The 26,082-nt window shown below is 53.5% G+C and carries 22 protein-coding genes; 15 read left to right on the plus strand and 7 right to left on the minus strand.

The annotated features are described in order from the left end of the window. Positions 1 to 136: 136 nt before the first annotated feature. From NYE29_RS16110 to NYE29_RS16120, 3 genes are all read left to right on the plus strand, one after another. The gene (locus NYE29_RS16110) at positions 137 to 2,035 is read left to right on the plus strand and encodes an LTA synthase family protein (RefSeq protein WP_076110799.1); all 1,899 of its coding nucleotides are present in this window, start codon (positions 137 to 139) and stop codon (positions 2,033 to 2,035) included. A 9-nt stretch (positions 2,036 to 2,044) separates the two neighbouring features. Then, positions 2,045 to 3,478 (plus strand): glycan biosynthesis hexose transferase WsfD, encoded by a 1,434-nt coding sequence (gene wsfD / locus NYE29_RS16115; protein ID WP_076110798.1) that lies wholly within the window; start codon positions 2,045 to 2,047, stop codon positions 3,476 to 3,478. A 135-nt stretch (positions 3,479 to 3,613) separates the two neighbouring features. Beyond that, positions 3,614 to 3,787: an aspartyl-phosphate phosphatase Spo0E family protein gene (locus tag NYE29_RS16120; RefSeq protein ID WP_076110797.1), complete on the plus strand. Its 174-nt coding sequence runs from the start codon at positions 3,614 to 3,616 to the stop codon at positions 3,785 to 3,787. Positions 3,788 to 4,154: 367 nt separating this feature from the next. On the opposite strand, the gene NYE29_RS16125 is transcribed toward NYE29_RS16120, so the two are convergent. Beyond that, positions 4,155 to 4,925: an AAA family ATPase gene (locus NYE29_RS16125; protein ID WP_340896750.1), complete on the minus strand. Its 771-nt coding sequence runs from the start codon at positions 4,923 to 4,925 to the stop codon at positions 4,155 to 4,157. A gap of 212 nt (positions 4,926 to 5,137) precedes the next feature. On the opposite strand from NYE29_RS16125, the gene NYE29_RS16130 reads away from it, so the two are divergent. From NYE29_RS16130 to NYE29_RS16180, 11 genes are all read left to right on the plus strand, one after another. Further along, positions 5,138 to 6,238, plus strand: a complete 1,101-nt coding sequence (locus NYE29_RS16130; RefSeq protein ID WP_439823164.1) for a CgeB family protein — start codon at positions 5,138 to 5,140, stop codon at positions 6,236 to 6,238. Positions 6,239 to 6,269: 31 nt separating this feature from the next. Then, complete coding sequence (locus tag NYE29_RS16135; RefSeq protein ID WP_083675629.1) at positions 6,270 to 7,403, plus strand: glycosyltransferase family protein; 1,134 nt, start codon at positions 6,270 to 6,272, stop codon at positions 7,401 to 7,403. A gap of 253 nt (positions 7,404 to 7,656) precedes the next feature. Then, a complete protein-coding gene (locus NYE29_RS16140) occupies positions 7,657 to 9,234 on the plus strand; it encodes a glycosyltransferase family 4 protein (RefSeq protein ID WP_340896751.1) in 1,578 nt (525 codons plus the stop codon). A gap of 74 nt (positions 9,235 to 9,308) precedes the next feature. Then, positions 9,309 to 10,403 (plus strand): non-hydrolyzing UDP-N-acetylglucosamine 2-epimerase, encoded by a 1,095-nt coding sequence (gene wecB / locus NYE29_RS16145; RefSeq protein ID WP_038596003.1) that lies wholly within the window; start codon positions 9,309 to 9,311, stop codon positions 10,401 to 10,403. Further along, positions 10,393 to 11,379 carry a polysaccharide biosynthesis protein gene (locus tag NYE29_RS16150; protein WP_076110794.1) on the plus strand — a complete coding sequence of 329 codons (987 nt, stop codon included), beginning with the start codon at positions 10,393 to 10,395 and terminating at the stop codon, positions 11,377 to 11,379. Before wecB ends, NYE29_RS16150 begins: the two co-directional genes overlap by 11 nt. Next, positions 11,376 to 12,215: a dTDP-4-dehydrorhamnose reductase family protein gene (locus NYE29_RS16155; RefSeq protein ID WP_076110793.1), complete on the plus strand. Its 840-nt coding sequence runs from the start codon at positions 11,376 to 11,378 to the stop codon at positions 12,213 to 12,215. The genes NYE29_RS16150 and NYE29_RS16155 overlap by 4 nt, the downstream gene beginning before the upstream one ends. Further along, on the plus strand, positions 12,185 to 13,177 hold the full coding sequence (locus NYE29_RS16160; protein WP_340896752.1) for an NAD-dependent epimerase/dehydratase family protein: 993 nt from the start codon (positions 12,185 to 12,187) through the stop codon (positions 13,175 to 13,177). The genes NYE29_RS16155 and NYE29_RS16160 overlap by 31 nt, the downstream gene beginning before the upstream one ends. Then, complete coding sequence (locus NYE29_RS16165) at positions 13,177 to 13,893, plus strand: glycosyltransferase family 2 protein (RefSeq protein ID WP_340896753.1); 717 nt, start codon at positions 13,177 to 13,179, stop codon at positions 13,891 to 13,893. The genes NYE29_RS16160 and NYE29_RS16165 overlap by 1 nt, the downstream gene beginning before the upstream one ends. 34 nt (positions 13,894 to 13,927) lie before the next feature. Beyond that, entirely contained in the window at positions 13,928 to 14,503 is a 576-nt protein-coding gene (locus tag NYE29_RS16170) for a class I SAM-dependent methyltransferase (protein ID WP_340896754.1), read from the plus strand. A gap of 27 nt (positions 14,504 to 14,530) precedes the next feature. Further along, entirely contained in the window at positions 14,531 to 15,256 is a 726-nt protein-coding gene (locus NYE29_RS16175; protein WP_340896755.1) for a glycosyltransferase family 2 protein, read from the plus strand. Further along, on the plus strand, positions 15,253 to 16,290 hold the full coding sequence (locus NYE29_RS16180) for a glycosyltransferase family 4 protein (protein WP_340896756.1): 1,038 nt from the start codon (positions 15,253 to 15,255) through the stop codon (positions 16,288 to 16,290). Before NYE29_RS16175 ends, NYE29_RS16180 begins: the two co-directional genes overlap by 4 nt. Before the next feature lie 77 nt (positions 16,291 to 16,367). Here the strand turns inward: NYE29_RS16180 and NYE29_RS16185 are convergent, their stop codons facing one another. After that, positions 16,368 to 17,438 carry a glycosyltransferase family 4 protein gene (locus tag NYE29_RS16185; RefSeq protein ID WP_340896757.1) on the minus strand — a complete coding sequence of 357 codons (1,071 nt, stop codon included), beginning with the start codon at positions 17,436 to 17,438 and terminating at the stop codon, positions 16,368 to 16,370. Positions 17,439 to 17,647: 209 nt separating this feature from the next. Between NYE29_RS16185 and NYE29_RS16190 the strand changes: the two genes are divergently transcribed. Then, entirely contained in the window at positions 17,648 to 18,580 is a 933-nt protein-coding gene (locus tag NYE29_RS16190) for a YhcN/YlaJ family sporulation lipoprotein (RefSeq protein ID WP_340896758.1), read from the plus strand. 141 nt (positions 18,581 to 18,721) lie between these two features. On the opposite strand, the gene nagA is transcribed toward NYE29_RS16190, so the two are convergent. The 5 genes from nagA to efeB form a co-directional block, all read right to left on the minus strand. After that, on the minus strand, positions 18,722 to 19,924 hold the full coding sequence (gene nagA, locus NYE29_RS16195; RefSeq protein WP_340896759.1) for an N-acetylglucosamine-6-phosphate deacetylase: 1,203 nt from the start codon (positions 19,922 to 19,924) through the stop codon (positions 18,722 to 18,724). Further along, on the minus strand, positions 19,912 to 20,640 hold the full coding sequence (gene nagB, locus NYE29_RS16200) for a glucosamine-6-phosphate deaminase (protein ID WP_340896760.1): 729 nt from the start codon (positions 20,638 to 20,640) through the stop codon (positions 19,912 to 19,914). Before nagB ends, nagA begins: the two co-directional genes overlap by 13 nt. 5 nt (positions 20,641 to 20,645) lie before the next feature. Then, positions 20,646 to 21,518, minus strand: a complete 873-nt coding sequence (locus tag NYE29_RS16205) for a MurR/RpiR family transcriptional regulator (protein ID WP_038600622.1) — start codon at positions 21,516 to 21,518, stop codon at positions 20,646 to 20,648. An 815-nt stretch (positions 21,519 to 22,333) separates the two neighbouring features. Further along, on the minus strand, positions 22,334 to 24,682 hold the full coding sequence (locus tag NYE29_RS16210; RefSeq protein WP_340896761.1) for an FTR1 family iron permease: 2,349 nt from the start codon (positions 24,680 to 24,682) through the stop codon (positions 22,334 to 22,336). A 100-nt stretch (positions 24,683 to 24,782) separates the two neighbouring features. Then, positions 24,783 to 26,081 (minus strand): iron uptake transporter deferrochelatase/peroxidase subunit, encoded by a 1,299-nt coding sequence (gene efeB / locus NYE29_RS16215; RefSeq protein WP_340896762.1) that lies wholly within the window; start codon positions 26,079 to 26,081, stop codon positions 24,783 to 24,785. Position 26,082 lies beyond the last annotated feature (1 nt).

Raw genomic sequence — 26,082 nt, forward strand, 5'->3', positions numbered from 1 at the left:
AGGGATGTGTGCCTGCATGAGGCCGCATCCCTCTTTGATATACATAACAAGTATTGCTATACTAGAGAAATCTGATATTTTACTGAAAATAAGAGTGGAATTTACAAAAGAGATTACGGGTGAATAAGGAGAACTAATGAGCGAGAACAAAATTGGGCTGGTGCATGCCCATTTCTTTATTGTGGCCGGATTGATCTGGCTGAAGCTGCTGCTGCTGAGAATACTGTTTTTCGACCGGATTTCCTGGGAATGGATTGCGGCGGATATTGCTCCGGTTCTGCTGATCATGGGGATTCTGGCGCTGATTGTACCGGGACGGATGAAGACGGGGGTCTACTGGAGCTTTAACGGAATATTGTCGCTGCTGCTGTTTGCGTCCAGTGTCTATTTTAACCATTTCGGGTCGGTTCCGACCTATTTGGCTTTCTATGAGCTGAATCAGGTTTTTGCGGTAAAAGAGAGCGTGGAATCGACAATCGAGTACATTGATTACCTGTTTTTTGCCGATATTGTGATCATGATTCTGTACGCCTTGATCCGCAGATGGCGGAGAGGTACAGCTTATCCGGTGCGGAGCTGGCGGTCTCCCCGTGGGCGGAGAGCCCAACTGATCGTCATTCTTGCCGCCATTATAGGCGGCGCTTCGCTGTCGGTCTACTCCGTACATGCGGCAAAGGGAATTACCAATGAGCTGGTTCAGGCAGAGAGCGCCGGATTTCTGAATTACGAAGTGGTGGCTGCGATCAAAGCCCAGGAGGATAATGGCCTGATTGGAACCGGAGATATCAAGGATACCATTGCCAAAGTAACGGAACTTCAATCTTCTTATCCATACAGTGATAAGGTCCCGGGGACGGTGCCGGATTTGTTCGGCTCGCAAAAGGGCAAAAATGTAATTGTCATCCAGATGGAAGCCTTTCAGAATTTTCCGCTGCATCAGTCGCTGGACGGTCAGGAATTAACGCCGGTGCTGAACCGCTTAGCGGGAGAGGGCTTTTATTTTCCGCATGTCTATCAGCAGATTGGTCCGGGCAATACCTCGGATGCTGAATTTATGAGCAATACCTCGATCTATCCGATAGGCACGCTGGCGATGTCAACGGGCTTCGGAGACCGGGAGCTGCCGAGTCTGCCCCGTCTTTTGCGGGACAAAGGCTACGAAGCTTACACCTTTCATGTGAACAAGGTGGGGTTCTGGAACCGCAATCAGCTGTATCCGGCGCTGGGCTTTAACGGCTATTATGATAAGGGCCATTATACCAATGATCATTTCAATGCTTTCGGCGCTTCCGATGAGCAGCTGTATATTACAGCGGTTGATGAGCTGGCGAAGCTGCAGCAGAAAGGGACACCCTTTTATGCTCAGCTGGTAACCGCCTCCAGCCACCACCCGTTCAAGATCCCTGATGCTGCCAAAAGAATAACGCTGCCGGAGGATTTGCAGGATACCATGCTGGGCGATTATTTAACGGCAATCAATTACACTGACTATGCCATCGGGACGCTGATTGAAGGACTGAAGCAAAGCGGGCTGTGGGAGAACACCGTGCTGATGCTGTACGGCGATCACTTTGGACTGCAGCCTAAGGATGTGCCGCCGGAGCAGGTGGAAGCTGCGCTGGGAACGAAATATGATTCGCGGGTCAGCCGATTCAACATCCCGCTTATTATTCATGTTCCGGGCATGGAGCAGGGGCGGGTCGTGGACCGGACCGGAGGCCAAATGGATTTCGTTCCGACTCTGGCCAATTTGCTGGGGATTCCGCTGAAAGAAGAAGGTTATACGGCGTTCGGGCAGGATCTGCTTAATGTTGACCACAATGTAGTGGGCATGCGTTACTATCTCCCTACGGGTTCCTTTTTTAATGATGAAATTATGTTCGTGCCGGGTAAAGGCTTCGAAGACGGTGAAGCCGTTTCGCTGGATACGCTGGAGCCTGTGAAGGATTTCAGTTCATACAAACAAGACTATGACTATATTCTGAAGCTGATGGGCCTGTCTGATGAATATGTGAAGCTGCTTCCGCAGCGCTAGGGGGAGACTATGAAAAGACTATTGAAGGCAGAGGTACTGGCGGCTCTTGCCGGGGGCGGGCTGATTATTTATCTGCTGTTCCTGAAGCCGTTCGTCGGAGTTGCCGACAATGGCGACTTTCTGCGTATGATGAATACGATCGGCTTGAATTACTATGAGGCTGTGGAAGGTTATGCTGACCGCTTTTTCAGCTTCAGCCATTCCAGATTTTCTTATGATAATCTGTTCCGGGGGTTTTATCCTTCGTCGCAAATTTTGCTTGTGCTGGTGCCAAGGCTCATTTCCGGCCTTTTCCACGGCAGCTATTTCGATATTCGCCTGCTGGGTGCCGTTTATGCCCTCCTGCTGCTGGCAGCCACCTGGCTGATTGTTAAGCTGGGCACAGGCCGTTCCTACATTACGGGACTGGTGCTGGGTGCGGGAATGCTGTTTGTTTTTTATGACATCGGATATTTGGCTTATTTCAATTCGCTGTTCGGCGAACCCGTGTCGATGGTATTTATGCTGCTCACATTTGCGCTGGGTCTGAGACTTGCCGGACAGGAACATCCTACCCCCAAAGGGCTGACGGTGTTCTTTATTGCCGTGCTGTTCCTGATCTGCTCCAAAATCCAAAACGCGCCGGTGGGCATAGCATTTGCGCTGATCTTCCTGCGGATGGCCGCACTCAAGGGATCAGGCAGCTGGAAAAAGCTGGCCCGGTGGTTTGCGGTAGCGGTATTTCTTGTGTCAGTCATTATGTATGTGGGGGCACCCAAGGAACTGAAGCATATCAATCTCTATCAAACGGTATTTTTCGGGATTCTAAATGAGTCGCCGGATGTGCGGGGGGATTTGCGCGATCTGGGATTGCCGGAGCGGCTGGAGGTGCTGGCGGGTACGAATTATTTTCAGGGAGATACAGCCATCAAGCAGGATGATCCTTCGCTGACGCCGGATTTCTATGACCGGATGTCCCATAAGGACGTGTTGTTCTTCTATTTAAAACATCCTTCCCGCTTGATAGACAATATGAAATACGCTGCTGAGAACAGTATGTCTATCCGCCCTTATTATCTAGGTAGCTATGAGAAGAGCGAGAATAAGCCGGCAGGTGCGCTCGCCTATACTTACAGCGCTTGGAGTCAGCTTAAAAACAACCATATTCCGCATACCCTCGGTTTCCTCGTTTTGTTCTATCTGGTGTATTACGGCGGAGTGCTGTTCGAATATTTCCGTACCCGCGAATTACGCGGACGGATAGCCGGTGAGCTAATGATGCTGCTGGGCCTGATCGGGTTGTTCTCCTTCCTGGTACCGATCCTGGGCGACGGACGTGCGGATATCGGCAAGCATTTATTCCTGTTCAATGTGTGCTTTGATATGATGGCCGTAGCCATGCTGGGCTGGGTGGTGCATAAGCTCGCAGGCGCAGGAAAATACTTTACGGGCCAAAAACGTTAGGCGCTGAAAACTTACCCAACTTGGCATTCTGCAGAGGAATTGACCCTTAACTGATTATGGAATACAATGTGTTTGGAACTTTAGTAAATAACAAGAAATCGGCTTGAAACAGCCTCATCCAATAAGGGGGCCGCTATGGGAAATGATGAACACAAGGATAGAATTGAACAGGCAAGACAGGAATTGAATAGAATGGCCATTGAGTATGGAATGAATGATTTAAGAGTGCTTCGCCAATCCGTAAAGCTGGATGCTCTTCTGAACGAGTATACCGATTGCCTCACGGACAAGGATGATCAGCTCTACTAGAGTATAATAGGAAGCAATTTTATAGATGAAGACACTTTAACGGCAGCCGTTAGGGTGTCTTTTTTTATGTACAGGAAATTATGAGAGGTAAAGGTGCATTTGATTTCACCGAATGCGGGCTAGGTGGGGAAGGGGTAGAAGTGCACTTGATTTCGCCGTATCAGGGCTAGATGTGGTAATGAGAGGTAGATGTGCACTTGATTTCACCGTATGAGGGTTAGATGGCAAAATGAGAGGACGTGTACCACAATATGTGTCACGATAGGTCCAAGCTTTAAATAGCAAGCGTATTCACTATTGTGTAATTTTGTTCCGCTTAGTCTGCTTGGGGATACTCTTGGCACTGTGATAAGCCAGATAACGCCAGTTAGCCGTCGCTCAGCAGCTCGCGGAGCATCCCTTGGCGGTCGTTCAGGAACGCCTTGGTTACAGTGTAATGTTCCGTATCCTCCAATGCGGCCTGCCGGATGCCTTCCTCTCCCAGGAGATAGATATCTGCGCCCGGATAGGACATCAGGATAGGTGAATGTGTGGCGATAATGAACTGCGAATGCTGCTGCACCAGCTCATGCATCCGCACCAGCAGCGACATCTGCCGCAACGGGGACAAGGCAGCCTCCGGCTCGTCGAGAATGTAGAGGCCTTGACCGCCAAAACGGTGAACAAAGGTGGAAAAAAAGGATTCGCCATGCGACTGCTCATGCAATGATTTGCCCCCGTAAGAATCCTTGATGAAGTTGCCTGCTATAGGGTCCGGGTCCTCATCCAATTCGTCAATATAAGTCGCCACATTGTAATAGCTCTCCGCACGCAGGAAGAAGCCGTCCTTTGGACGCCGTACCCCTTTGGCAATACGGAAGAATTCATACAGATGGGAATGTGAGGAACGGGTGTTAAATGAGAAGTTGAGTGTCCCGCCTTCCGGATTAAAGCCCCATGCCGCCGCAATCCCCTCCAGCAAGGTTGATTTTCCCGTTCCGTTCTCCCCTACCAGAAAAGTAACCTGCTTCTGAAACTCCAGACGATGGAGATCTCGCACCGCCGGCAAATGAAACGGATAAGTCTGGAAGGAAGGAACCTTATCGCGAAGCAGCTCCGCATGGCGGACGTAGAGCATGGCATTATTCATAGTATTCATTCTCCCACTCTCCCTACTTACGAATGATATCTTGCACGCTCAATTGGCTTGTCTTCAGTGTAGCCTGAGTGGATAAATTCTGCAAAGGTTCGGGCAACCCGGGTGGATGACAGGGGGCATCAGCCAATTTCGCCGTAATACAGACAGGTGTCCATGAGGCGAACGCTGACTCCGCATATAGTTATACTGTCTTGAGAATATGACGGGGCAGGGTGAAAGCCGTGAAAGTTAAAAAGAGAACAGAGCGTCCGCAGGAATATAGGGACGGATATCAGGAGGGATACCGTCTTGGCTTGTGTGAAGCCGTGAAACGCCTGAATTCTCCGGAGGCAGGGCAGGAGTGCCGCCCGCTTAAGCTAATGTACGTTCCCCAGGGGTTTCAAGCCATAGACGCAGGTGTAACGGAGGCGCTTGGACAGCTGGTTAGTGAATTGGTCTTAAGCACTCCGGAAACCATGCTGGAAGTTGCGGCACGCGAAATGCCGGGAGCGGTACTTGTTATGAACGGGCTGCATGTGTTTCCCGAGAACCATTTGGAGCAAATTACCGAAATCAAAAAATTGGGTATTTCTACGGCAATCTGGTTTGTAGATGATCCTTATTTTACCAAAGATACTTCTGTTATCAGCCAGCATTACGACCATGTGTTTACGCATGAGCTGGGCTGTGTGGAATTCTACCGCTCACTTGGGGTGGCTTCTGTCCATTATCTTCCGCTCTGTGTGAATCCGCAAATGTTCTATCCGCGCCGCACCGATCCGCAATATCAATATGATGTGGTGTTCATCGGCAACGCCTTCCGCAACCGGACGGAGCTGTTTGATGGGCTGGCTCCTTTTCTGAAGGACAAAAAGGTGCTGATCGCCGGCGGGTTCTGGGAGCGTCTGACCCAGTTTGAGGAGCTCTCACCTTTTATTAAGGACGGATTTATTCCGCCTGAGGAGACAGCGAATTACTATAGCGGGTCAAAGCTGGTCATCAATATTCACCGTCCATGGGAGGGGGGACAGGATAACCGGAATTCCTTTCAATTGCCGTCCCGTTCCATCAATCCTCGGACCTATGAAATCAGTGCTTGCGGAACAATGCAGCTGACCGATATCCGTGAAGATCTGGACCGCTTCTACCGGCCGGGGTTTGACATGGAGACTTTTGGCTCTGCTGAAGAGCTGCAGCGCAAAATCGAATACTATTTGGTTCATGAGAAGGAGCGCCGCCTGATTGCATTGCGGGGGCTGCAGACAACCTTGCGCAACCATACGTTTATGGCGCGTTTGCCTCAATTATTGAATGTTCTTACAGCACAAGTGTGAATTCCAAAATGGGATGAAGGAGCGAATACTCATGAAGACTGAATTTATTATGCCCGCACCGCCTATGCCGCGGACGCCTGCGGAAGAAGAAAAGCTGCGCGGACGGTTGACCGGCTTCAAGGTAGGGTATGACGAGGGCTATCTGCGGGGAAGACTCGCCATTCTGGACGGCCGTCCGGAACAGCTGCTTCCGGTCCGCAATATTCATGTCATGTACGTAGCCTCGGGTAAAGGCTATCCGTATTCGCCGCTGGACGATGCGGTTCTTTACGCCTTGCAGAAATTAACCGTAAAGGTCACGGTTACCGATGTGCGCCAGGATCTTATTGAGCTTGCCACGGCGCAGTCCCCCGATCTGATGCTGGTGCTGGACGGCCTTGATTTGCCGCTGGAGCAACTCTCCGTCCTGCGGAGCAGAGGCATCAAGACGGCGATCTGGCTGACCGATGATCCGTATTACACCGATTTCACCATGAAAATTGTGACGCACTACGACTACGTATTCACCCTGGAGCGCAATTGCGTGGAAATCTACCGTGGCCTCGGCTGCACAGAAGTACATTACCTGCCCTTTGCCGCCCACAGGGAGCACTATCGTCCGACGACAGGGCGTTCTCCGGTATGCCGGGATATCAGCTTCATCGGCTCCGCTTACTGGAACCGGATTGAGTTCTTCCGCAATATTATGCCGGAGCTGATGAGCTACAACACTGTGATCAACGGCATCTGGTGGGATCGTCTGCCCGAGGCTCCGCTCTATGGAGACCGCATCGAAGTCGGGAAGTGGATGTCGCCGCAGGAGACAGCCACCACGTACAGCGGCTCCAAAATTGTCATTAACCTTCACCGTTCCCATGTGGACGAGGATGCCAACAACAATGCGCTGGTTATTCCCGCGGCTTCGCCTAACCCGCGCACCTTCGAGATCGCGGCCAGCGGCACACTGCAGCTGAGTGATGCCAGAGATGATATGGGCTCCTTCTATAAGATCGGAGAAGAAATCGACACCTTCTCCAGCCCGCTGGAATTGATGGAAAAAGTCCACTATTACCTGACCCATGAAGAAGAGCGCCGGGAAATGGCCTTGCGCGCTTTTGAACGGACCCTGAAGGATCACACCTACACGAAACGCCTGAATCAGCTGTTGAAAGTAATCTATGGCTAACCGATAAAGGGACAAAATACCAGGAAATGTGCGTATATCAGGGGACAGGTGTCGTGCCGGCATCTGTGCCCCCTCAATATACTGGTGAAGTAACCTGACCTTGGCGTTTGCCTGCAAAGTGCGCTTCTCCAAGTGATTCAGTGCTTTCGAAGCGAGTTTTACATGAAGAACTGTCCCGTAGCTAATGCTTCGTAAAACTTTTAGGGAGGTGAATGGTCGCTCGAGGCCTCTTGCCAAGGAGCGCCGAAACACCATGGCCGACAAAGCTACAATCGTCCTCTTTTCCCATGTTTCCAATACGCGCAGTATTACGGGTGCGGAGAAGCTGCTGCTGTTCTTCGGCCGGGAGCTGTCTCCATACTTTAACTGTATTCTCGTAGCGCCCCAGGACGGCAAGCTGACGCGCCAGGCCCGCAGCTTCGGCCTGAATGTAGAGTTGCTGTCGATTCCTCTCGTCTACGGAATGTACACTCCTTATGCCGGACTGGAAGCGGATATCCGCAAATTTCAGGAAAGCCGGGAATATCAAGAAATGACAGACTGGCTGGCTGGTCTGCGTCCGGCATTTATTATCTCCAGCACTTGTGTGCATGCTTTGCCGGCAATGGCGGCGAAGTCGCTTGGCATCCCGGTGGTCTGGAAGATTTCCGAGACGATTACGGACAATGAGTTCACCCCGATCAGTGTAGACCTGATCCACAGGAACAGCGATGAAATTCTGGCAATTTCGCATACGGCTGCGGCCTGTTTCCCGGCGGATATCCGCGAGGGCAAGGTAACTCAGCTCCCGCCGTCCTGGAATGATAAAGAGTTGATGATGGAAGCCTGGAGCAAGCTCCGGGGGGAACGGCGGAGTGAGCTCAAGGTGTCTCCGGATGAACCGCTGATCGGATATATTTCCTCCTTCATCAACAAGGAGAAGGGGCTGGAGCATTTCGTCAAGATGGCCGTCCTTGTCAGTGAACAGTATCCGAAGGCGAAGTATCTCGTCATTGGTACTCCCGGAGACAAAAACTACTATGACCGCTGTGTGCGCAAGGTGAAGCTGGAGGGACTGACCTCCCGGTTCAAGTTCGCGGGATATGAAGAATGTCTGCCTTCGGCCTATTGCGCAATGGATCTGCTGGTTGTTCCCAGCCTGATCCGTGAGGGTTTCGGCATGACCGCCCTGGAGGGAATGGCCTTCGGCAAACCGGTGGTCGCCTATGATTCCGGCGGGCTGCAGGAGATTCTGCACATGGCCGGCTGCGGCAACCAACTCGCTCCGACGGAGGATATCGAGGCGTTGGCTGACCGGGTAAAGGCGCTGCTGGCGGAGCCGGGACTGGCGGCAGCCATCGGCAGCCAGTCGCGGGAGCGCGTTGATGCCGTATACGGTCCGGCGGCCTACAGGGCACGGTTGCTGGGGCTGGCGGAGCGCTGGCAGCTCCGTTACTGCACGGCAGCGGTGGTAGAGCTGCCAATCTGCAGCGAGCCCGCCGAGCCGCTCTCTGGCGGAGCGCCTGTGCAACTGCCCGTAAGCGAAGCGCCGGGCAGCAGCGAACCCGTGGCGGCGGCGGAACCACCACCACCACCGCCACCGCCGCCGCCGGAGCAGCCGGAGCAGCCGCCGCCGGGCAAGGGCCACTCGCGCCGCGCAACACGGCTGCGCAGAGCGAGGCTCCGGCGCGGCAAGCTGCGCCGCGCCAAAGCCCGGGCGCGCCGCAGCGGGCGCCCGGGCCGCAAGCGGCGTACGGCGCGGCCGGCACGCCGGAAGGGCAGCGGCGGCAAATCCCGCCGCACAGGCAGCCGCGCACGCCGGCGTGGGAAGAGCCGCCGCAAAGCGGCGTGAACACTGCGGGTGCACCTCCCCGCAGTGGGTGAAATACAGCAAGTTATACTCAAACAAGGTAGGGGAGTGAACCCATGAAGATCATGACGATTTTGGGCACACGGCCCGAAATCATCCGCCTCAGCGTCATAATTCCGCTGCTCGATGAGCATGCGGAGCGGCATGTGCTGGTGCATACGGGACAGAACTTCACCGCCAGTCTCAGCGGGATATTCTTTGAAGAGCTGGGGCTGCGGGCACCGGATTATGTGCTGCAGGATAAGCAAGCCGGGCTTGGCGGGCAGCTTGCCGCCATGTTCGGAAGCCTGGAAAGCATTCTGCTCAAAGAACAGCCGGACCGGGTGCTGCTGCTCGGCGATACCAACAGTGCGCTGTGTGCAATTCTCGCGGAGCGCATGGGTATCCCGGTCGTGCATATGGAGGCGGGGAACCGCTGTTACGATTTGAAAGTGCCGGAGGAGAAAAACCGCCGTGTTATAGATGCCGTTTCGACCATTAATATGCCATATACGCAGCAGAGCAAACGGCATCTGCTGAGTGAAGGTTTCCCCAGCCAGCGTATCGTATTAACCGGCAATCCGATCCACGAGGTCATTACACATTATGAAGAGCAAATTAGAGCCAGCGATATTCTGGCCCGGCTGAATCTTACGGCAGGCCATTATTTTCTAGTCACTGCCCATCGCGCCGAGAATGTCGATGATCCCGAATCACTGCTGCAAATTATGTCCGGCCTGTGCCTTGTGGCTGAACATTTTGGAATCCGCCTGATCTGCAGTATCCATCCCCGCACACGCTCCAAGCTGACGGAGCAATTCCCGCTAAAGATGAACCCTCTTGTGGAATTCCATGATCCTTTCGGATTTTTCGATTTTGTCCATTTGGAGCGTTATGCCCTCTGTGCAATTACCGACAGCGGAACCGTCCAGGAGGAATGCTGCCTGATGGGAGTGCCGACCGTAACGATCCGCAGGACGACAGAACGTCCGGAGACGGTGGATTGCGGCAGTAATGTAGTGTCGGGAGTAGAGCAGAACAGCATTCTGCGCTGTACCCGGTTGATGACGTCGCTGAGTCCGGAATGGGAGGCACCGGAAGGCTACATGACACCGGATGTCTCGGCAAAGGTAGTTAAATTTTTGCTTGGAGGGAACCTGCATGTTCAATAATAAACGGATTATGGTCACAGGCGGAACCGGTTCCTGGGGGCATGAACTCATCCGGCAGCTTCTGCCGCAAAATCCTAAGGAGATCGTAATTTTCTCCCGCAGCGAGTCAGCCCAGGTGTCGATGAGCCGCGAATATGAGGATAGCCGCCTCACCTTCATCATCGGCGATATCCGTGACAAAGATGCTCTTGTGGCCGCATGCCGCGGCGTGGATTATGTGTTCCATCTTGCGGCGCTGAAGCATGTTCCGGTGTGCGAAGATCAGCCGTATGAAGCGCTCAAGACGAATGTCGTCGGCACCCAGAACGTCATTGAAGCAGCTATTGCCAATAATGTAGAAAAAGCCATTTACATCTCCACCGATAAAGCGGCTAATCCGTCTAACTTCTATGGCATGACCAAAGCGATCGGCGAAAAGCTGTTTGTGTATGCGAACCTGCTCGGCACAAGCACACGCTTTGTGACCGTACGCGGCGGCAATGTGCTGGGGACGAACGGCAGCGTGGTCCATCTGTTCATGAAGCAGATTAGGGATAAGGGCCAGGTGCGCATTACAGATATGAAAATGACCCGCTTCTTCTTCACCCTGCGCGATGCCATCACCCTGCTGTTCAAAGCGTCCGAGGTCAGCATTGGCGGAGAAATCTTCGTCATGACGATGCCGACCTGCCGGATTGTCGATCTGGCCGAGGTGCTGATCGAAGACTCGGGAAGACGGGATGTAAGCATTGTTGAAACAGGTATCCGCCCCGGTGAGAAAATCCATGAAATCCTGATGAGCGACTTCGAGAGCTTGACCACCGTCGTTTACGATGAGCAGTATCTTGTTATTCTCCCTACGCTGGATATGCCGGAGCTGAAAGCCCACTACAGCAGCTATCCGCATGTTTCCTTCAACAGCTTTAGCTCGGAGAACAACCTGATGGACCAGGAGGAGATCAAGAATATCCTGATCCGGGGAGGTTTCCTCCAATGAAGCTGCTTATCCTCGGCGGAAACGGTATGGCGGGTCATATGCTGGCGGCGTATTTTCGCCGCCAGGGCAAACATCACGTCTTCCATACAACCCGGGATAAGAGTGATCTTGGCGGGCTGTATGTAGATGCTGACGATATCGCCGGAGTGGAGAAACTGGTCGAAATCGTCTCTCCCCACTGCATTATCAATGCGCTGGGAGTACTGAATCAATTTGCGGAGCGTGACCGGATCGGGGCCTACCATGTGAACGGATTTCTTCCCCACCGGCTGCGCCGTGCGGCAGATGCCGTTCATGCCCGGCTGATCCACATCAGTACCGACTGCGTGTTCGAAGGAACACGCGGCCGTTACACGGAGGATGATACGCCTGACGGCACTTCTGTATATGCGATTACCAAGAGTCTCGGAGAGATCCGTGCGACCGGCCATTTAACGATCCGCACCTCCATTATCGGACCCGAAATCCGCTCCGGCGGCATCGGCCTGATGGAGTGGTTTCTATCCCAGAAAGGGCCGGTCTCCGGCTATGAACGGGTCATGTGGAATGGCGTGACGACACTCGAGCTGGCCAAGGCGGTGGATGGCTTGCTGGAATCAGAGGTATCCGGACTGATTCATCTGGCCCATCCCCAACCGGTCAGTAAATATGAACTGCTCCGGCATCTGCAGTACGCATTCCATAAGGAAGATGTTGAGATCATTCCCGAAGATGTGCATATTCAGGACCGTACACTGGTAAACACAAGAGCTGATGTCCAGATCCAGTTGCCTTCCTATCCGGAAATGCTGGCAGAGCTGGCTGATTGGATGCAACGCTCAGAGATGTCCACATGAAGGGGCGGAAACTGCTGATTACCGGAGCCGCAGGATTTACCGGCCGGCACGCCGTTGCCTATTTCAAGGCTGGCGGAGCGGAAGTGACCGCTGTAGTGCGCCGTCCGGCAGCGGAGTCCGCCGTTTTTCCGGAGGGGGTTCAGCAATATGTTTGCGATTTAAGCGACCGCAAGGCGGTCCATGACATGATCGGGCAGGTCCGGCCAGATGAAGTCCTGCATCTGGGAGGCAGAAATTCAGTACCGGAGTCGTGGCGGGATCCCCTGCTTTATATGGAAACAAATGTTATGGCAACCCTGTATCTGCTTGAGGCGCTGCGTGCCCAGCCGGCCAGCCGTATTCTGGTGGCCGGCTCCCGGCTCAAGTACAGACCCGGAACCGCTGTGGGTCCGCCGCATCCCTACAGCCTCAGCAAAACACTGGAGGAACTGGTATCGCTCGCCTGGGGAACTCTGTTCAAGCAGCCCGTTCTGCTGGCAGAGCCGTGCAACCTGATCGGCCCCGGTCCCTCCACCGGCTTCTGCTCCCTGCTTGCTCAGCATATTGTGCGGAGTGAAGCCGTCTCGGGTACGGACGAAGAGATTCCGCCTTTCAGGCTTTCTTCACGGATTGAATTACGGGACTTTCTGGATGTGCGCGACGCCGTAAGGGCCTATGACTATATCCTGCGCAAGGGAGAGACCGGAAAGGTCTACCGGATCGATTCCGGGAAGCAGCGCACGCTGGGGGAGATCGCGGAGAAGCTGCTGGCTCATGCCGCGGTACCGGTTGGAATGGACTGGGGTCCGGAAGCTGGGGTTCATGCGGAAGCAGACGCCGGAGTGTTGCACGGTTCGGTCACGCAACCTGAAACATCTGAAGACAATGTAACTGCACTCGGCTGGAGTGCGGCAATCCCGCTTGAGAAGTCGCTTGCAGATATTGTGGACTTTTATCGTGCCAGTAGGGAAGGAAGGATGTAATGAATCCAAAAGTATCGGTGATAATTCCTTTTTATAATTGTCCTTATATTGAACAGGCGCTGCAAAGCGCCTTGTCCCAATCCTGGCAGCCTTATGAGATCATCGTCGTCGATGACGGCTCCACAGCTCATATGGACCGGATTATGCCCTATCTGCCTAAGATTCATTATCTCGGCAAAAGCAATGGAGGCACCGCTTCCGCGCTGAACCACGGCATCAACTATGCTACAGGTGACTATGTCGTCTGGCTTAGCTCAGACGATATGTTCTACCGTGACAAGATCAACAATCAGGTTCTGTTCATGGAACAGAACCGTTTGCTTATCACTTACACGAACTTTAATTTTATCAACGGAGAATCACAACTGACCGAAATGAACGCGGCGGCGGTATTCTCGAATCACCTGGACTATCTACGCTGCTTTCTTCAGGGGAATCCGATTAACGGCTGTACGGTAATGTTCAAGCGGGAACTGTTCGGCGCTATCGGTCTGTTTGATGAAGCACTGCCCTACACACATGATTATGATCTGTGGTTCCGGGCGATTCTGAACGGATATCCTCCGATTATGCTGAACCAGTCTTTAACGGCGTACCGCCGCCACAGCGGCATGGGAACCCTTAAGCATTATGATGTGATTATGGCTGAAGCCGCCGCGACCAATGCCCGTTATCACGGACTGCTCCGCGGTTTGATCACTTCTATGGGCGGCTAGGCTTAAGCGATTTATTAAAGGGAGGGGAAAGCCTATGTACCGGGAAATTGCAGTGAAAGATTTCCTGCCGGTCTTGCTGGAGCATCTCAAGTTCTCCGAGAGCATTCTGGATATCGGCAGCGGCACCGGTACTCTGCTTGAACGCTATGAAGCTGCTCTGGTAGTCGGCCTGGATATTCACAGGCCTTATCTGCTGCACCGCAAATACACCTCGCCGCATATTATCCCGGTGCATGCCGATGCCAGCCATATTGATAAGCTCTTTCTGCCGGGCACGTTCTCGGCGGTGACACTAATTGATTCGCTGGAACATTTCTCCATGAAGGAAGGAATGGAGCTTCTCAAAAAAGCGGAGATGATCGCCACCAATCGTGTGGTGGTGTTCACTCCGCGCGGATTTTTTCCGCAGGAAGGGACGGATCATTTTCACCTGCAGGGAGAGTATTATCAAAAACACTGGAGCGGCTGGGAAGCGGAGGATTTCCTGAGGCTGGGTTACTCGGTAACCGTGCTTAAAGGCTATCACCATGCAGAGAATCCGGCCTTCCGGGAAGCGTTCGGAGAGGATCATGAACCGCTGGATGCCTTACTTGCCTGCAAGACAGTATAAACAATACTTCGGGAAGGAGGTGAGCGCATGAATCAGCATAAGTCCAAGGTTTCGGTGGTAATCCCCTTCTACAATTGCCCCTACGTAGATCTAGCGGTGGAAAGCGTGCTGGCCCAGAGCTACCCGGATATCGAAATTATCGTGGTGGATGACGGATCGTTGTTCCACACGGAGAAGCTGGCTCCTTACAGAGAAAGGATTATGTACTTTCATAAATCAAACGGTGGCACCGCATCTGCGCTCAACCTGGGTATCAAGGCGGCCAGCGGGTCTTATTTTGCTTGGTTAAGCGCTGACGATCTGTTTCATCCCGATAAAATCCGGCGGCAGATGGAGGCTATACGCAGCACGGGAACCTCATTTAACCATACCGCCTATTATTATATTAATGAACAAGGGGACCGTGTTTCCGAGGTCATAAAGGTCCCCTTTCCCAATAGAAGCCAGCTTATCGCGACCATGATGACGGGCTGTCCGGTTAACGGCAGTTCTGTTCTGCTCGATATGGATATCTTCCGCACCGTGGGCATTTTTAATGAACGCTTTCTATATACACAGGATTATGACCTTTGGCTGCGTATTTTGCCGCATTACCGCTGGTCTTACATTGAGGAGCCGCTGCTTGATTATCGTATACACAAGCAGATGGGCTCTGTGATTCACAGTGAAGCGCAGAACAAGGAGATTAAAATGGTGCAGGCGAAGCATCATAGAACTCTCGCGCAGCTGCTGAGAAAGGAGAGAGGGAAATGAGACTGACATTCCCGATTCTGACGTTGTCCAGGGGTGGAGCGCAGCGTATGCTAGCAGAATTAACCAACCGTCTGGCAATCATCGGCCATGAAGTGATCATTCTTATGCCCAATCACGGCATTGTCGAGTATGATATGAAGTGCAAGGTCCTCTACTCCAGCTACAGCCAGCTGTCGGAGGACGATTTTCCTTATAGCGATGTCATAATTTCGAATTACTACACTACCGTGCCTGTGGCGCAGCGGGCCAGTGAACAGGGTAAGGGATTGCATATTAGACTGGCGTTATGTTATGAACCGACTTTTCTGCCGGATAATAATCAGTCCTTCTCTTCCTATAATATTGCCCGCAATTTGTTTGTGCTGTCCCGGTGGCAGCAGGAGATTGTCCGGATTAATCATGGGATTAAAGGCAGGATCGTGCCGATTGGGGTGAATCCTGACTTTTATAATACACACAGGCGGGAGACGCAAGGCAAGCTGGTAGTCTCTGCAATTATGCGCAAGCCGGAAGGGGGATTCTCCGGCCACCGGGAACAGGACTATCTGCTGCAGCAGCTCAATCTGGTCAAGGCGCATCATCCGGAGATTGAATTATATCTGATAACACCACCGGGAGAATATGCCGTATCCGCTGCACTCCAGACTCTGCTCGCCGATGACCGTTATCATGTGCGCACTCCTTCAAACGATACGGAGCTGTGCTACCACTATAATGAAAGCGACATTTTTGTCAGCTCCAGCACATACGATACAGGTTCATTGCCGGGTCTGGAAGCGATGCGCTGCGGCGCTGCATTAGTTACGGTTTATTCCGGGGGTAATCTCGAATACGGTGTCCACGGCCACAACTGTCTGATGTCCTACAGGCATGAAAACCGTCTGGCCGAGGATATTATCACTTTAATCAGGGACAAAGAACAACGCGAGCGCATTGCCCTAAGAGGAGAGAGTGACTCACTGCGTTTCACCTGGGAGAAAAGCGTGCAAATCTTTCAGAATGAGATGTATGAGATCGTATCGAGGCTGGGTTGAGTATTTGTTCAAGACACACAAAGAACCTTCATTTCCACGGTCTTCCGGTGGTTTGAAGGTTCTTTTGGCGTCGGCCGTTAAAAGATGGAAAAGGAGTTGAGCATCTCACGAAAGGAATGGGCATAACTCTCGGAGCCGAAGCGTGAAATCATATGGAGCCTTCCCTGATCGCGGATGTGGCTGCGGAGTGCAGGATTATCCATCAGCTCCAGGCCTTCTCTGACAGCCTGCTCCACATTGCCAAGCGGATAAAATTTGCCGGAGTGATTATGAACAATAAAAGACCGGACACCGTCCGAATCGGTGCTAAGTACAGGACAAGTGCAGCAGATGGCTTCGGCAACTGCATACCCGAATCCTTCTGTAATGGAGGTGGATAGCAGAAAGCCGCCGGAACCGGCAATGGAGGAATAATAAACGGGCATAATATGGTTGGGCATGTTCGTAAATACATTCAGCCGGTCATTCAGTCCTAAAGCGTGCAGTTCCTCATGGAACAGCTGCTTTTGCTCCTCGGAGGCAAGCTCCGGATCATGGAACATCCACAGATGCAGAGCGGGTTTGTGCAGGCGGATCTGATGGGCGATCTTCAAGTATTCGCTCCAATTCTTGTTGTTTTCAAGCCGTCCTACCCAGGCAATTACCGGATCGCAGGGAGGTTCACCGGGGATCATCCGGAAGGACTGGACATCCACGATATTGGGGATTACATACCGGTGGAGCCAGGGGCAGATAGAAATAAACAGCTCCAGCAAATGATCGGTAGGAGGTATAAGTACAGCATTGCAGTGGGCTCTCAGATAAGGTACGGCCTCTATAATCAAAATCTCCGCATCAGCCCGTTTTCCGAGCCCCTGGGCTTCGTATATCAGAATGCCTTCATAGCCTAGACAACGCAGACGTTCCATTAACAAATAATCCGATGTAACAATAATGGCGTCATAGTGCTGAGTATCGAGTAATTCCTTGATTTCTTCATCCCGGGAAGTGATAAACACGGGAAAGTTTGTGATATTCTGGCTTGCAGACCCCGGCATGAGGTATAAAACATGGCATTCAATACCGCTGCGCTGCAGGCTTTCGCACCTTAGCTTGTTCAGTGTCTCCACCCCGCCGCTGGGTACATAAAACGTAAATAAAACCTTCATGCTCACCCCTCCTGACTTTACTTTACGGAGAATCACGGCTCGCTTGTGAATACGGCCTACTGTTTATAAGATACGCGAATGTTTCCCCGCATGTGACGGTGCAGGGGAGAGAGTACCAAATCCTTTCAGGATAGCTTGAACCGGTGGAGGCCATGCTAACGATTGTTACGCTGTATACATCATAATTTAATGAGATGGAGGATGAGTTCATGTTGCGATCAAAGATCAGCATGTCAGTCTCTGCCGCGCTGCTTCTGGGCATGGTCAGCATTACAGGTTGCGGTGACAATAACTCTGCAGATGGCAATAACGTTCAGACAAAAAGTGTACGGAAAATGAACGATGGCCGCATTAATACCAATTCCGTTCGGGGCAATGCCTTCGACAAAATGGAGATGAGCCAGGAGCTCGCCGACCGCATTGCGGCGATGCCGGAGGTGCGCTCAGCAAATGTAATGATTGCTGGGAAAAGCGCTTATGTCGCCGTATCCTTCGACAGGGCTGATGGCGGAATGAATGTGAAAGGTACGGATAAAATACGTCCTTACAGCTATGGCGGCGCGCTCGGCAACAACACTTCCGGCATGCTGACCGGTCCGGAAATGACAGTGAACCCTGGAGAAGGCCGGGCAACTGGACCAATTATGGGCAATCGGGGAAGAGGAACAGTAACTGGTAATCCAGGTATGACCGGTACAGGAGGTTCGATGGCTGGTGTACCGAAGAGCCTGACCGGTACGGGTACTGTCGGAGGGGTAGGTACGGCCGATCCCAAAGCCTACCCCGGCAATGGCAATAACGGCATCTTGTCCGACAGCAATTGGGTCGATGGAACCCGGATGAAGCGCGATATCGACAATAGCATGGGCACGGGAATCGGGATCCGCAGCGTTGCTCCAAATAACAGCAATAAAATGACTGGCGATGAAGATGTTACCGAGGAGATGAAGGACAAGATTGCTGCCGAGGTTAAGAAATATAATTCGGGCATAGACAACGTTTACGTGTCGGCCAATCCGGACTTTGTGGAACGGGCTGACTTTTATGCCCAAGAGGTACGTGCGGGCCATCCGCTCAAAGGATTTGCCAATGAATTCCGGACGATGGTCGAACGCATCTTCCCAACACGCAGCGGATATTAATCCTGCCCTCGGCCTGAGCTAGTATGCCTGAGAAATAACGGGATTATTCCATCAGCGGGCCGTTACAATAAATGCAGCCATCCTACCGGCTTCCGGTCTGGATGGCTGCATTTCAGTTTATATGCCTGGCAGTACTTCTGCTCAGATAACCGGTGAACCGGTGGAGATTGTACGTCCGCCGATCCATACACCGTTCAGTTCAAGATCATCATCCAGCAGCAGGATATCCGCGCGTTTTCCTGCTTCAAGCGAACCTATGAAACGCTGCATCCCCAGTGATATGGCTGGGGTAAGACTTGCGGCGTTGGAGGCTGCTTGAAGACTGAGTCCCACATCCTGTACCAGATAGCGGAAACCGCGAATCATGGTTAGCGTGCTCCCGGCGAGCGCATCAGGGTTATCCTTCAGTGTGGCAATGCCCCCCCGTACGATTACCGGCAGGTCACCGATTGTATATTCACCGTCGCTGAGTCCGGTTGCTGACATGGCATCCGTGATGAGCATCAGATTGTTCCGGGTTTTGAGCCGGGAAAGCACATTAATCGCCGCAGCATGCACATGAATGCCGTCGGCAATAATCTCGGCACGTATCCGTTCGTCAAACAGTACGGCACCTGCTGTGCCCGGTTTGCGGTGATGCAGCGGAGTCATAGCATTGAACGTATGCACCGCCTGGTTTAAGCCGGCGTCCGCAGCCGTAATAATCTCTTCGAAAGTAGCGTTGGTATGTCCGAGAGCTGCTGTGATGCCATGCTTGCGCAACCAGAGAATCGCTTCCAGTGCGCCTTCACATTCCGGCGCCAGGGTAACCTGGCGGATCATTCCCGGGTATTGCTTCTCCCACGCTTCAAGCCATGTGATATTTGCCGGGACAATATGCTCAGGATTTTGTGCCCCGGACCATTTAGGGCTGATGAATGGCCCTTCCAGATGCACTCCGGCCAATTGGGCGAATGGCATGCTGCCTTTGCGATAGTCGGCGACTTCGGACAATACACGGTCGATGTCTTCCTTGGCTGCGGTCATGGTGGTGGCCAGCATGGCGGTTGTTCCATGTGAAGCATGAAACCGGGTGATGATGTCCAGCGATGCCTGATCCGAGTACATAAAATCGTAACCGGCACCGCCGTGCACATGCACATCAACGAATCCGGGGATCAGCAGCCCGCTCTTGTCTTGGGTGCCTGCGGGCCAGTGGGCGTAAGCTTCCGGCAGCCAGGCGGCTTCTCCTACATATTGGATAACCTCTTCTGATACTGCGATCACGCCTTCTTCAATCAGGCCGGAGGGAGTCAGCACTTTTCCGTAGAGCAGCTCGCCTGGTGTTCTATTTATTTCAGCCATTTCGCAGCTCCTTCGTCCAGCAGAACGACCACATTGGGATGGCTCTGCAGCAGGGAGGCGGGACACTGTGTCGTGATCGGACCTTCCAGCGCGTTTTTGACTGCTTCTGCCTTTTCTTCACCGCGCACCAGCAGCACGATTTGCCTTGCTTTGAGAATGCCGCCGATGCCCATCGTTACCGCCTGGCGGGGCACATCCTCCAGCCGGTCGAAGAAGCGGGCATTGGCTTCCAGTGTTTCTTCCAGCAGGTCCACGACATGCGTGCCGCTGCTAAGACTGGCATCCGGCTCATTAAACCCGATATGGCCGTTGCTGCCGATGCCCAGAATCTGCAGGTCCACCGGCCCGTTATCCTCGAGCATTTTGTCATAAGCGAGACATTCGGCAGCAAGCTCCGCCGCATTTCCGTTAGGGACATGTGTCCGGGTAAGATCAATATCGACATGATTGAACAGATGTTCGTTCATGAAGCTGCGGTAGCTCTGGGGATGATCCACAGGCAGACCCACATATTCATCCAGATTATAGGAAGAGGCTTTGGCGAAACTGACATTTCCCTTGCGGTGCATCTCTACCAGCTTGGCGTAGACGCCGACCGGAGAACTGCCGGTAGCCAGTCCCAGTACGGCTTTGGGATTGCTCTGCAGCAGGCTGGCAATCAGGTTCGCACCGGTCTGGGCGAAATCTTCTTCATTGCGGAATTTTAAAATGTTCATTTGAATTAACCTCCCCGTTTATGACGGTAATGTTGGACATTCAGATAAGATTGCTCCAGCTTGGGAATGAAATCGCCAAACCGGGTGCTGACCATGCCGGTGAACAGGATATCAATGATATGCAGCTGCGCAATCCGCGAAGCCATATCACCCCGCCGCATTCCCTGCTCCAGCGAGGAGGAGAACAGCGGGATATCCGCCAGTGTGGCCAGCGTGCTGCTGCCGTAAGAAGTCAGCGAAATCGTGGCCGCACCGCTGGCTCCGGCACAGCTTAAGGCGTCGATTGTTTCCGGGGTTTCCCCGGAATAGGAGACCGCAAACGCTACATCGCCGGCAGAGAGCGAAGAAGCGGAAGTGATCTGCATATGTGAGTCGGCAAAAGCGGTGCAGTTCACTCCGATGCGGATCAGCTTCTGGTAGAAATCCTGTGCAACGATAGAGGAGGTGGCCATCCCGTAGAGATCAACCCGGCGTGCCCGGCACAATGCATCAATGGCTGTTTGCAGCCGCTCCAGATCGAGTAGTGAGGTGGTGTCCCGGATCGAAGTCAGGTGATTGGCCTGCATCGCTTCGACAATGACCGAAAGCGGGTTGCCTGCGACAATATCCTGATAGGAGGAGCCGCCTTCCTGCGGCGAAGCATCGCTATGGGCAATTTCTGATGCCAGCTTAACCTTGAAATCGGGGAAGCCTTTGAAATGCAGCACCTTGCAAAACCTTGTAATTGTTGCGGGACTGACACCGCATTGCTCCGCCAGCTCCGTGATGCCCATATGGACAATCTCCGCTGGTGAGGCCAGAATACGTTCCGCCAGCTTGCGTTCCATTTGGGATAGCTTTTCCTTCTCGTGCTCCAGGACATGCAGGATAGGAGAAATAAGCTCCACCTTCTTTTCTTTGTGTGAATGAATGCAATCATTTCAAAAATTGAAATTATTTTTATTATTATATAGATTTACAAGAAAATTATTTTCATACCTAGAATAAAACAAATCCTCAAGCGATGCAAGGGGAAGATTCCTACAATTAGCCTCCTAAGTCTGAAGCAGTGCGGGAAGTTATGAAAAAACACAATAAAACATAAAAAAACCAGTCGGCTTCCTTGTTGAGAAGATGACTGGCCGGAAATTTGTAATGCTAAATGCTAAATGCTAAATGCTAAATGCTAAATGCTAACTGCCGTGTGGGTCTTGGGTCAGAAGATCATATTGGAGGTGTAATCTGGTAAGTGTTACAGCTCCAAATTCAGTTAGCGGGAAAAGATAGCACTAAAAAGACATTAGACCGTAAATGAGGAATTTAATGGGAAATTTGCCCGCTAATAACTCTCAAATCCAACTAACTGGGATATCTGTAAATATTAGCGGTAAGAATTCACGTAATTCAGTTGATAAGCAGTATTCGTTAAAAATTAACGTGCATATTTCCCGCTGTAATCACATTAAGTTTGTGGATACGCTGGAAAATGCGCACAGTTGAGCAAGTCCAATGTAGTCAAAACAGCAAACATTATTTAATGCCGAATGGACACTTTTGTGCATCGGAATAGAGTTGTAAGGGCTATCTTGACGGTTACCGTATATTCTTCTGTAGTGAATACACAGATTACTTTTTGATGCTGAAAAAGATCTATTGTACAATCTGCAGTAAAAAGCGTCAGCATGGTTCCTTTATTTGTCCCGGCTGCTTAGTGTCAGCCCGCTGTCCGTGATTTGCCCGCAGACCTGCTGCGCAGCATTTCCCAGAGAATAAACGCCAGAATGAGCACTTGGGGCAGCAATGTCTCCCATGTTGGATACAATCCCAGCCAACCGACCGACGGCAGCCCATCCTCCACATGTGCCGGCAGTTTCCCGGCTACCTGTAAGGAGTGGATGCTCTCGCCGAGAAAGCGGAAGACCAGATAATAGATCAGCACCGTTGCTGCGCGGAAGAAGGCAGTGATCGGCAGCTTGGCGCTTAGGGCAATAATGGCGTACCCCAGAATGATCAGCACGACCAGCGCGCCTCCGATCCCTAGCAGCAGCTGTGAGGTTGCGATGGATGGCGCCATTCCCACATAGAATATAGTCGTTTCGGCCCCTTCACGCAGAACCGCCAGCGCAGCTACGAAGAATAAAGACCATAGACTGCCTTTAGCCAGCGCACCGTCCACCTGCCGCCCGACATATTTATTCCATGCAGCGGCGTTCGATTTACTGTGCATCCAGCGGCCGATCGTGAGCATCATTACTACTGCCACAAGTCCGGTAATCCCTTCAATCAGCTCACGCGCGCTTCCGGAGGCTGCCTGCGAAATGGTGTAGGTTAGCAGAACAGCCAGGCCTATACTGCTGGCGAGACCTGCCGCAGCACCGGACCAGACCCAGCGCTGGGTCTTGGGGCCGCCGTCTCTTTTCACATAGGACAGCAAAGCGGAAAGTACGAGAATCGCTTCAAGGCCCTCGCGGAGCAGAATCAATGCGGCGTCCCAGGCCGTATAGGCTGTGTCACCGGCCAGCGGAGTCAGCTCCGCGAGCATCGTGTCCATGGTAGCCAGCGCATGATTAAGCTTCGGCGGATCGGACAACAAATCGCCGGTAACGGCTGCGCTCTCGTTCTCGATATTCGCATACACCTTGGGCGATGCGATCTGCACCTGTCCTTCGGCTGAAGGCCAGGCTGTAATAAACTGTTCCATGATTCCCGCCGCACCGGCACTGTCTCCGGATTCTGCTGCTGCTGAAGCTTTCTTCAGGTAGTTGATCAGCCCCCCGATCGAAGCAGGCTGCGCTGACACGTCTCCCGTGTCAACCGTCTTGCCTGCGCTGTAGTCGGCAAGCAGCGTATATAAAGCTTCGGCCTCCGCTTTTGCCGCCTCTTCGCGGAGCGGCTCGGCCTGCAGCGCAACGCGCAGCAGGCTCATCTTCGTCTCCAGCAAGCCGTAGACGGCGGGATTGTCGGCCCGGATGCCGCGCTCCGCCGGCGTCCAGCCGTTCACGACGGCGCGGTAGGCTTCCGCCGCCGCCTTCCAGTCGGCGCTGCGCGCCGCATCCCGCGTGCGCTCCGCCGCGGGCAACAGCTTCGCCGCCGCTTCGAGCCCGGCGGCGCTGGTGTCACCGCCGCCCGTGCCGGAGGCGGCGGTGACGTACGCGTCCACGCTTTTGGCCAGCGTGGACAGCGCGGTTTTGGCGGGCGTGCCGCCGCCCGCCGCCAGGGCTTCCGCCGCGCTGGCGAGCGCGGCGTCTACAGCGGCAGCCGGACCGGCGAGTGCCGGGTCCGGCGTGCCACTGTTCGCGGTGCGCCACAGCGCCGCGAACGACTCCACATCGGCGGCGGCCGCATCCCAGCGGCCCTGGCCGGCTTCGACGAGCGCGCTGCCAACTGCGGGCAGCAGCTCGTCATGCCGGCCGTCTTCCGCCGCCGCGGCAGCTGCTGGCTTGCAGAGCAGCAGCAGGAAGAGGCAGCCGAACAGAACGGCTGCCTTCAGCGCGGGCAGCAACCCGCGCTCATGCAACCGCACCCGTTTGGTACCCGTGCTTTCCAGTCCACACTCATGCACCAGCTCTGGCTTGCGTCCTTGCGCCAGGCTTGTCCCGCGCTCATGCATCCGCACCCGTTTGGTACCCGTGCTTTCCAGTCCACACTCATGCACCAGCTCTGGCTTGCGTCCTTGCGCCAGGCTTGCCCCGCGCTCATACATCCGCACCCGTTTGGTACCCGTGCTTTCCAGCTTGCACTCGAGCACCAGTTCTGGCTCAGATCCTTGCGCCAGGCTTGCCCCACACTCATGCAACCGCACCCGTTTGGTACCTGTGCTTTCCAGCTTGCACTCGAGCACCAGTTCTGGCTCAGATCCTTGCGCCAGGCTTGCCCCGCGCGCATACATCCGCACCCGTTTGGTACCCGTGCTTTCCAGTCTACGCTCAGGCACTAGCTCCGGCTCGCGTCCTAGCCCCAATCCTGTCATGCTTTCATGCACCCGGCCCAGCTTACCCTTGGCTTTCTCCGGGTGGAGCGCTGTGTGCGGCAAGCCATATTTATACTGTCTAGCAAATAACATCGGGAGTATCCCCTTTCAATAATGGACAGGCAGATCCGGGAAGGCTGAACGGATCTGCCTGTCAGCATGCTGGTTGCTAACTCATGCTGTGTTTTCTTGTTCAGCCCAGCAGGGCTTCGCCGATATACCCGCCTTCGCGGACACCGGGGAAGCAGGCGAATACCGCGCTGCCGGTGTGAACCATATATTCATTCAACCGGTCGTTTTTGGACAGACGCTGCTGGATGCTGACGAACTGTTTAAGGAGATCCTTCTGGAAGCTGATGAACAGAAGACCCGCATCCAGCTGGCCTGTCTTAAGATCCATTCCGCTGGAATAGGAGTAGGAGCGCCGGAGCATTTTGATCGTGCCGTCACCATGGGCCAGAGCGGAATGCGAATCCGGCGGGATGACGGGCTTGCCGGAAGCATCGGCGGCGTCCAGTTTAAGTTCGGCGAATTCGTCAGTGGCTCCAATTGGCGCGCCGCTGTGCCTGTGCCGTCCGAAGGTCGTTTCCTGGTCGCTCAAGGTCGAGCGGTCCCAGACCTCAATGCGTAAACGCACACGGCGAACAGCCATGTAAGTGCCGCCATTCATCCAGGCAGGCCCATCGCTGCTGCTGGTCCACACAACCTTGCGCATTTCGGCATCGTCTGTGGCATCTGGGTTGCCTGTTCCGTCTTTGAAGCCGAGCAGATTACGCGGGGTGCCTCCTTTCGGATCGGCTCCCGCTGTGCGCTGGAACCCTTCCTGGGTCCAGCGCAGCACGGCTGTGCCGCGGGCAATCCGTGCGAGATTGCGTATGGCGTGGAACGCCACCTGCAGATCATCAGCACAAGCCTGTACACAAAGATCTCCGCCGCACCACTGCGGCTCCAGACTGTCTCCCGTAAAGGCTGGGAGGTCGGCAAGTGAAGATGGACGTTTCGGGGCTAACCCAAATCGTCCATCAAAAAAAGCCGGTCCAACCCCAAACGTTAGCGTACACCGGGAGGGGGTCAGGCCATCGGCTTCTCCGGTATCGGACGGCGGAAGATTGGGATTGTCGTTGACATTGCCGATCAGACTGCCGGAGGTCAAAGCCGCCGCAGCCTCTGTCCATGACTTCAACAGCTTTTTCACATCGTCCAGCTTCGTTGTTGTCAGATCAAACGCCGCAAAGCACAGAAAGTTTTGTGCAGGTGTAATAATTCCGGCCTGATGTGCACCGTAGAACGGGAGGGTATCGGCGGCAGGATCCAATGAAGCTGCGGGTGTTTTGGCAGCCGATTGGCGCGCAGCCATCAGCCCTCCTGCACCTGTGCCGCCCAGAAGCAGGCCGAGCCCGGAGGCGCCGGTAAGCCGCAGCATATCGCGGCGGCTTAGCTTTTTATTTAACATTTGCTCACTTTTGAATTCTTCCTCAGGCTGCTTTTTCATC

It is taken from the genome of Paenibacillus sp. FSL M7-1046, assembly GCF_038007405.1.
In the GTDB taxonomy this organism is placed as follows: Bacteria; Bacillota; Bacilli; order Paenibacillales; family Paenibacillaceae; genus Paenibacillus_AQ.

Bases quoted from the DNA above. Each gene is read 5' to 3' on its own strand.
- NYE29_RS16210 (WP_340896761.1), bottom strand. From the start codon at position 24,682: ATGTTATTTGCTAGACAGTATAAATATGGCTTGCCGCACACAGCGCTC.
- NYE29_RS16165 (WP_340896753.1), top strand. From the start codon at position 13,177: ATGAATCCAAAAGTATCGGTGATAATTCCTTTTTATAATTGTCCTTAT.
- NYE29_RS16140 (WP_340896751.1), top strand. From the start codon at position 7,657: ATGGCCGACAAAGCTACAATCGTCCTCTTTTCCCATGTTTCCAATACG.
- nagA (WP_340896759.1), bottom strand. From the start codon at position 19,924: ATGGCTGAAATAAATAGAACACCAGGCGAGCTGCTCTACGGAAAAGTG.
- NYE29_RS16135 (WP_083675629.1), top strand. From the start codon at position 6,270: ATGAAGACTGAATTTATTATGCCCGCACCGCCTATGCCGCGGACGCCT.
- NYE29_RS16120 (WP_076110797.1), top strand. From the start codon at position 3,614: ATGGGAAATGATGAACACAAGGATAGAATTGAACAGGCAAGACAGGAA.
- NYE29_RS16180 (WP_340896756.1), top strand. From the start codon at position 15,253: ATGAGACTGACATTCCCGATTCTGACGTTGTCCAGGGGTGGAGCGCAG.
- NYE29_RS16155 (WP_076110793.1), top strand. From the start codon at position 11,376: ATGAAGCTGCTTATCCTCGGCGGAAACGGTATGGCGGGTCATATGCTG.
- NYE29_RS16110 (WP_076110799.1), top strand. From the start codon at position 137: ATGAGCGAGAACAAAATTGGGCTGGTGCATGCCCATTTCTTTATTGTG.
- nagB (WP_340896760.1), bottom strand. From the start codon at position 20,640: ATGAACATTTTAAAATTCCGCAATGAAGAAGATTTCGCCCAGACCGGT.
- NYE29_RS16185 (WP_340896757.1), bottom strand. From the start codon at position 17,438: ATGAAGGTTTTATTTACGTTTTATGTACCCAGCGGCGGGGTGGAGACA.
- NYE29_RS16125 (WP_340896750.1), bottom strand. From the start codon at position 4,925: ATGAATACTATGAATAATGCCATGCTCTACGTCCGCCATGCGGAGCTG.
- wecB (WP_038596003.1), top strand. From the start codon at position 9,309: ATGAAGATCATGACGATTTTGGGCACACGGCCCGAAATCATCCGCCTC.
- NYE29_RS16175 (WP_340896755.1), top strand. From the start codon at position 14,531: ATGAATCAGCATAAGTCCAAGGTTTCGGTGGTAATCCCCTTCTACAAT.
- efeB (WP_340896762.1), bottom strand. From the start codon at position 26,081: ATGAAAAAGCAGCCTGAGGAAGAATTCAAAAGTGAGCAAATGTTAAAT.
- NYE29_RS16150 (WP_076110794.1), top strand. From the start codon at position 10,393: ATGTTCAATAATAAACGGATTATGGTCACAGGCGGAACCGGTTCCTGG.
- NYE29_RS16190 (WP_340896758.1), top strand. From the start codon at position 17,648: ATGTTGCGATCAAAGATCAGCATGTCAGTCTCTGCCGCGCTGCTTCTG.
- NYE29_RS16170 (WP_340896754.1), top strand. From the start codon at position 13,928: ATGTACCGGGAAATTGCAGTGAAAGATTTCCTGCCGGTCTTGCTGGAG.
- wsfD (WP_076110798.1), top strand. From the start codon at position 2,045: ATGAAAAGACTATTGAAGGCAGAGGTACTGGCGGCTCTTGCCGGGGGC.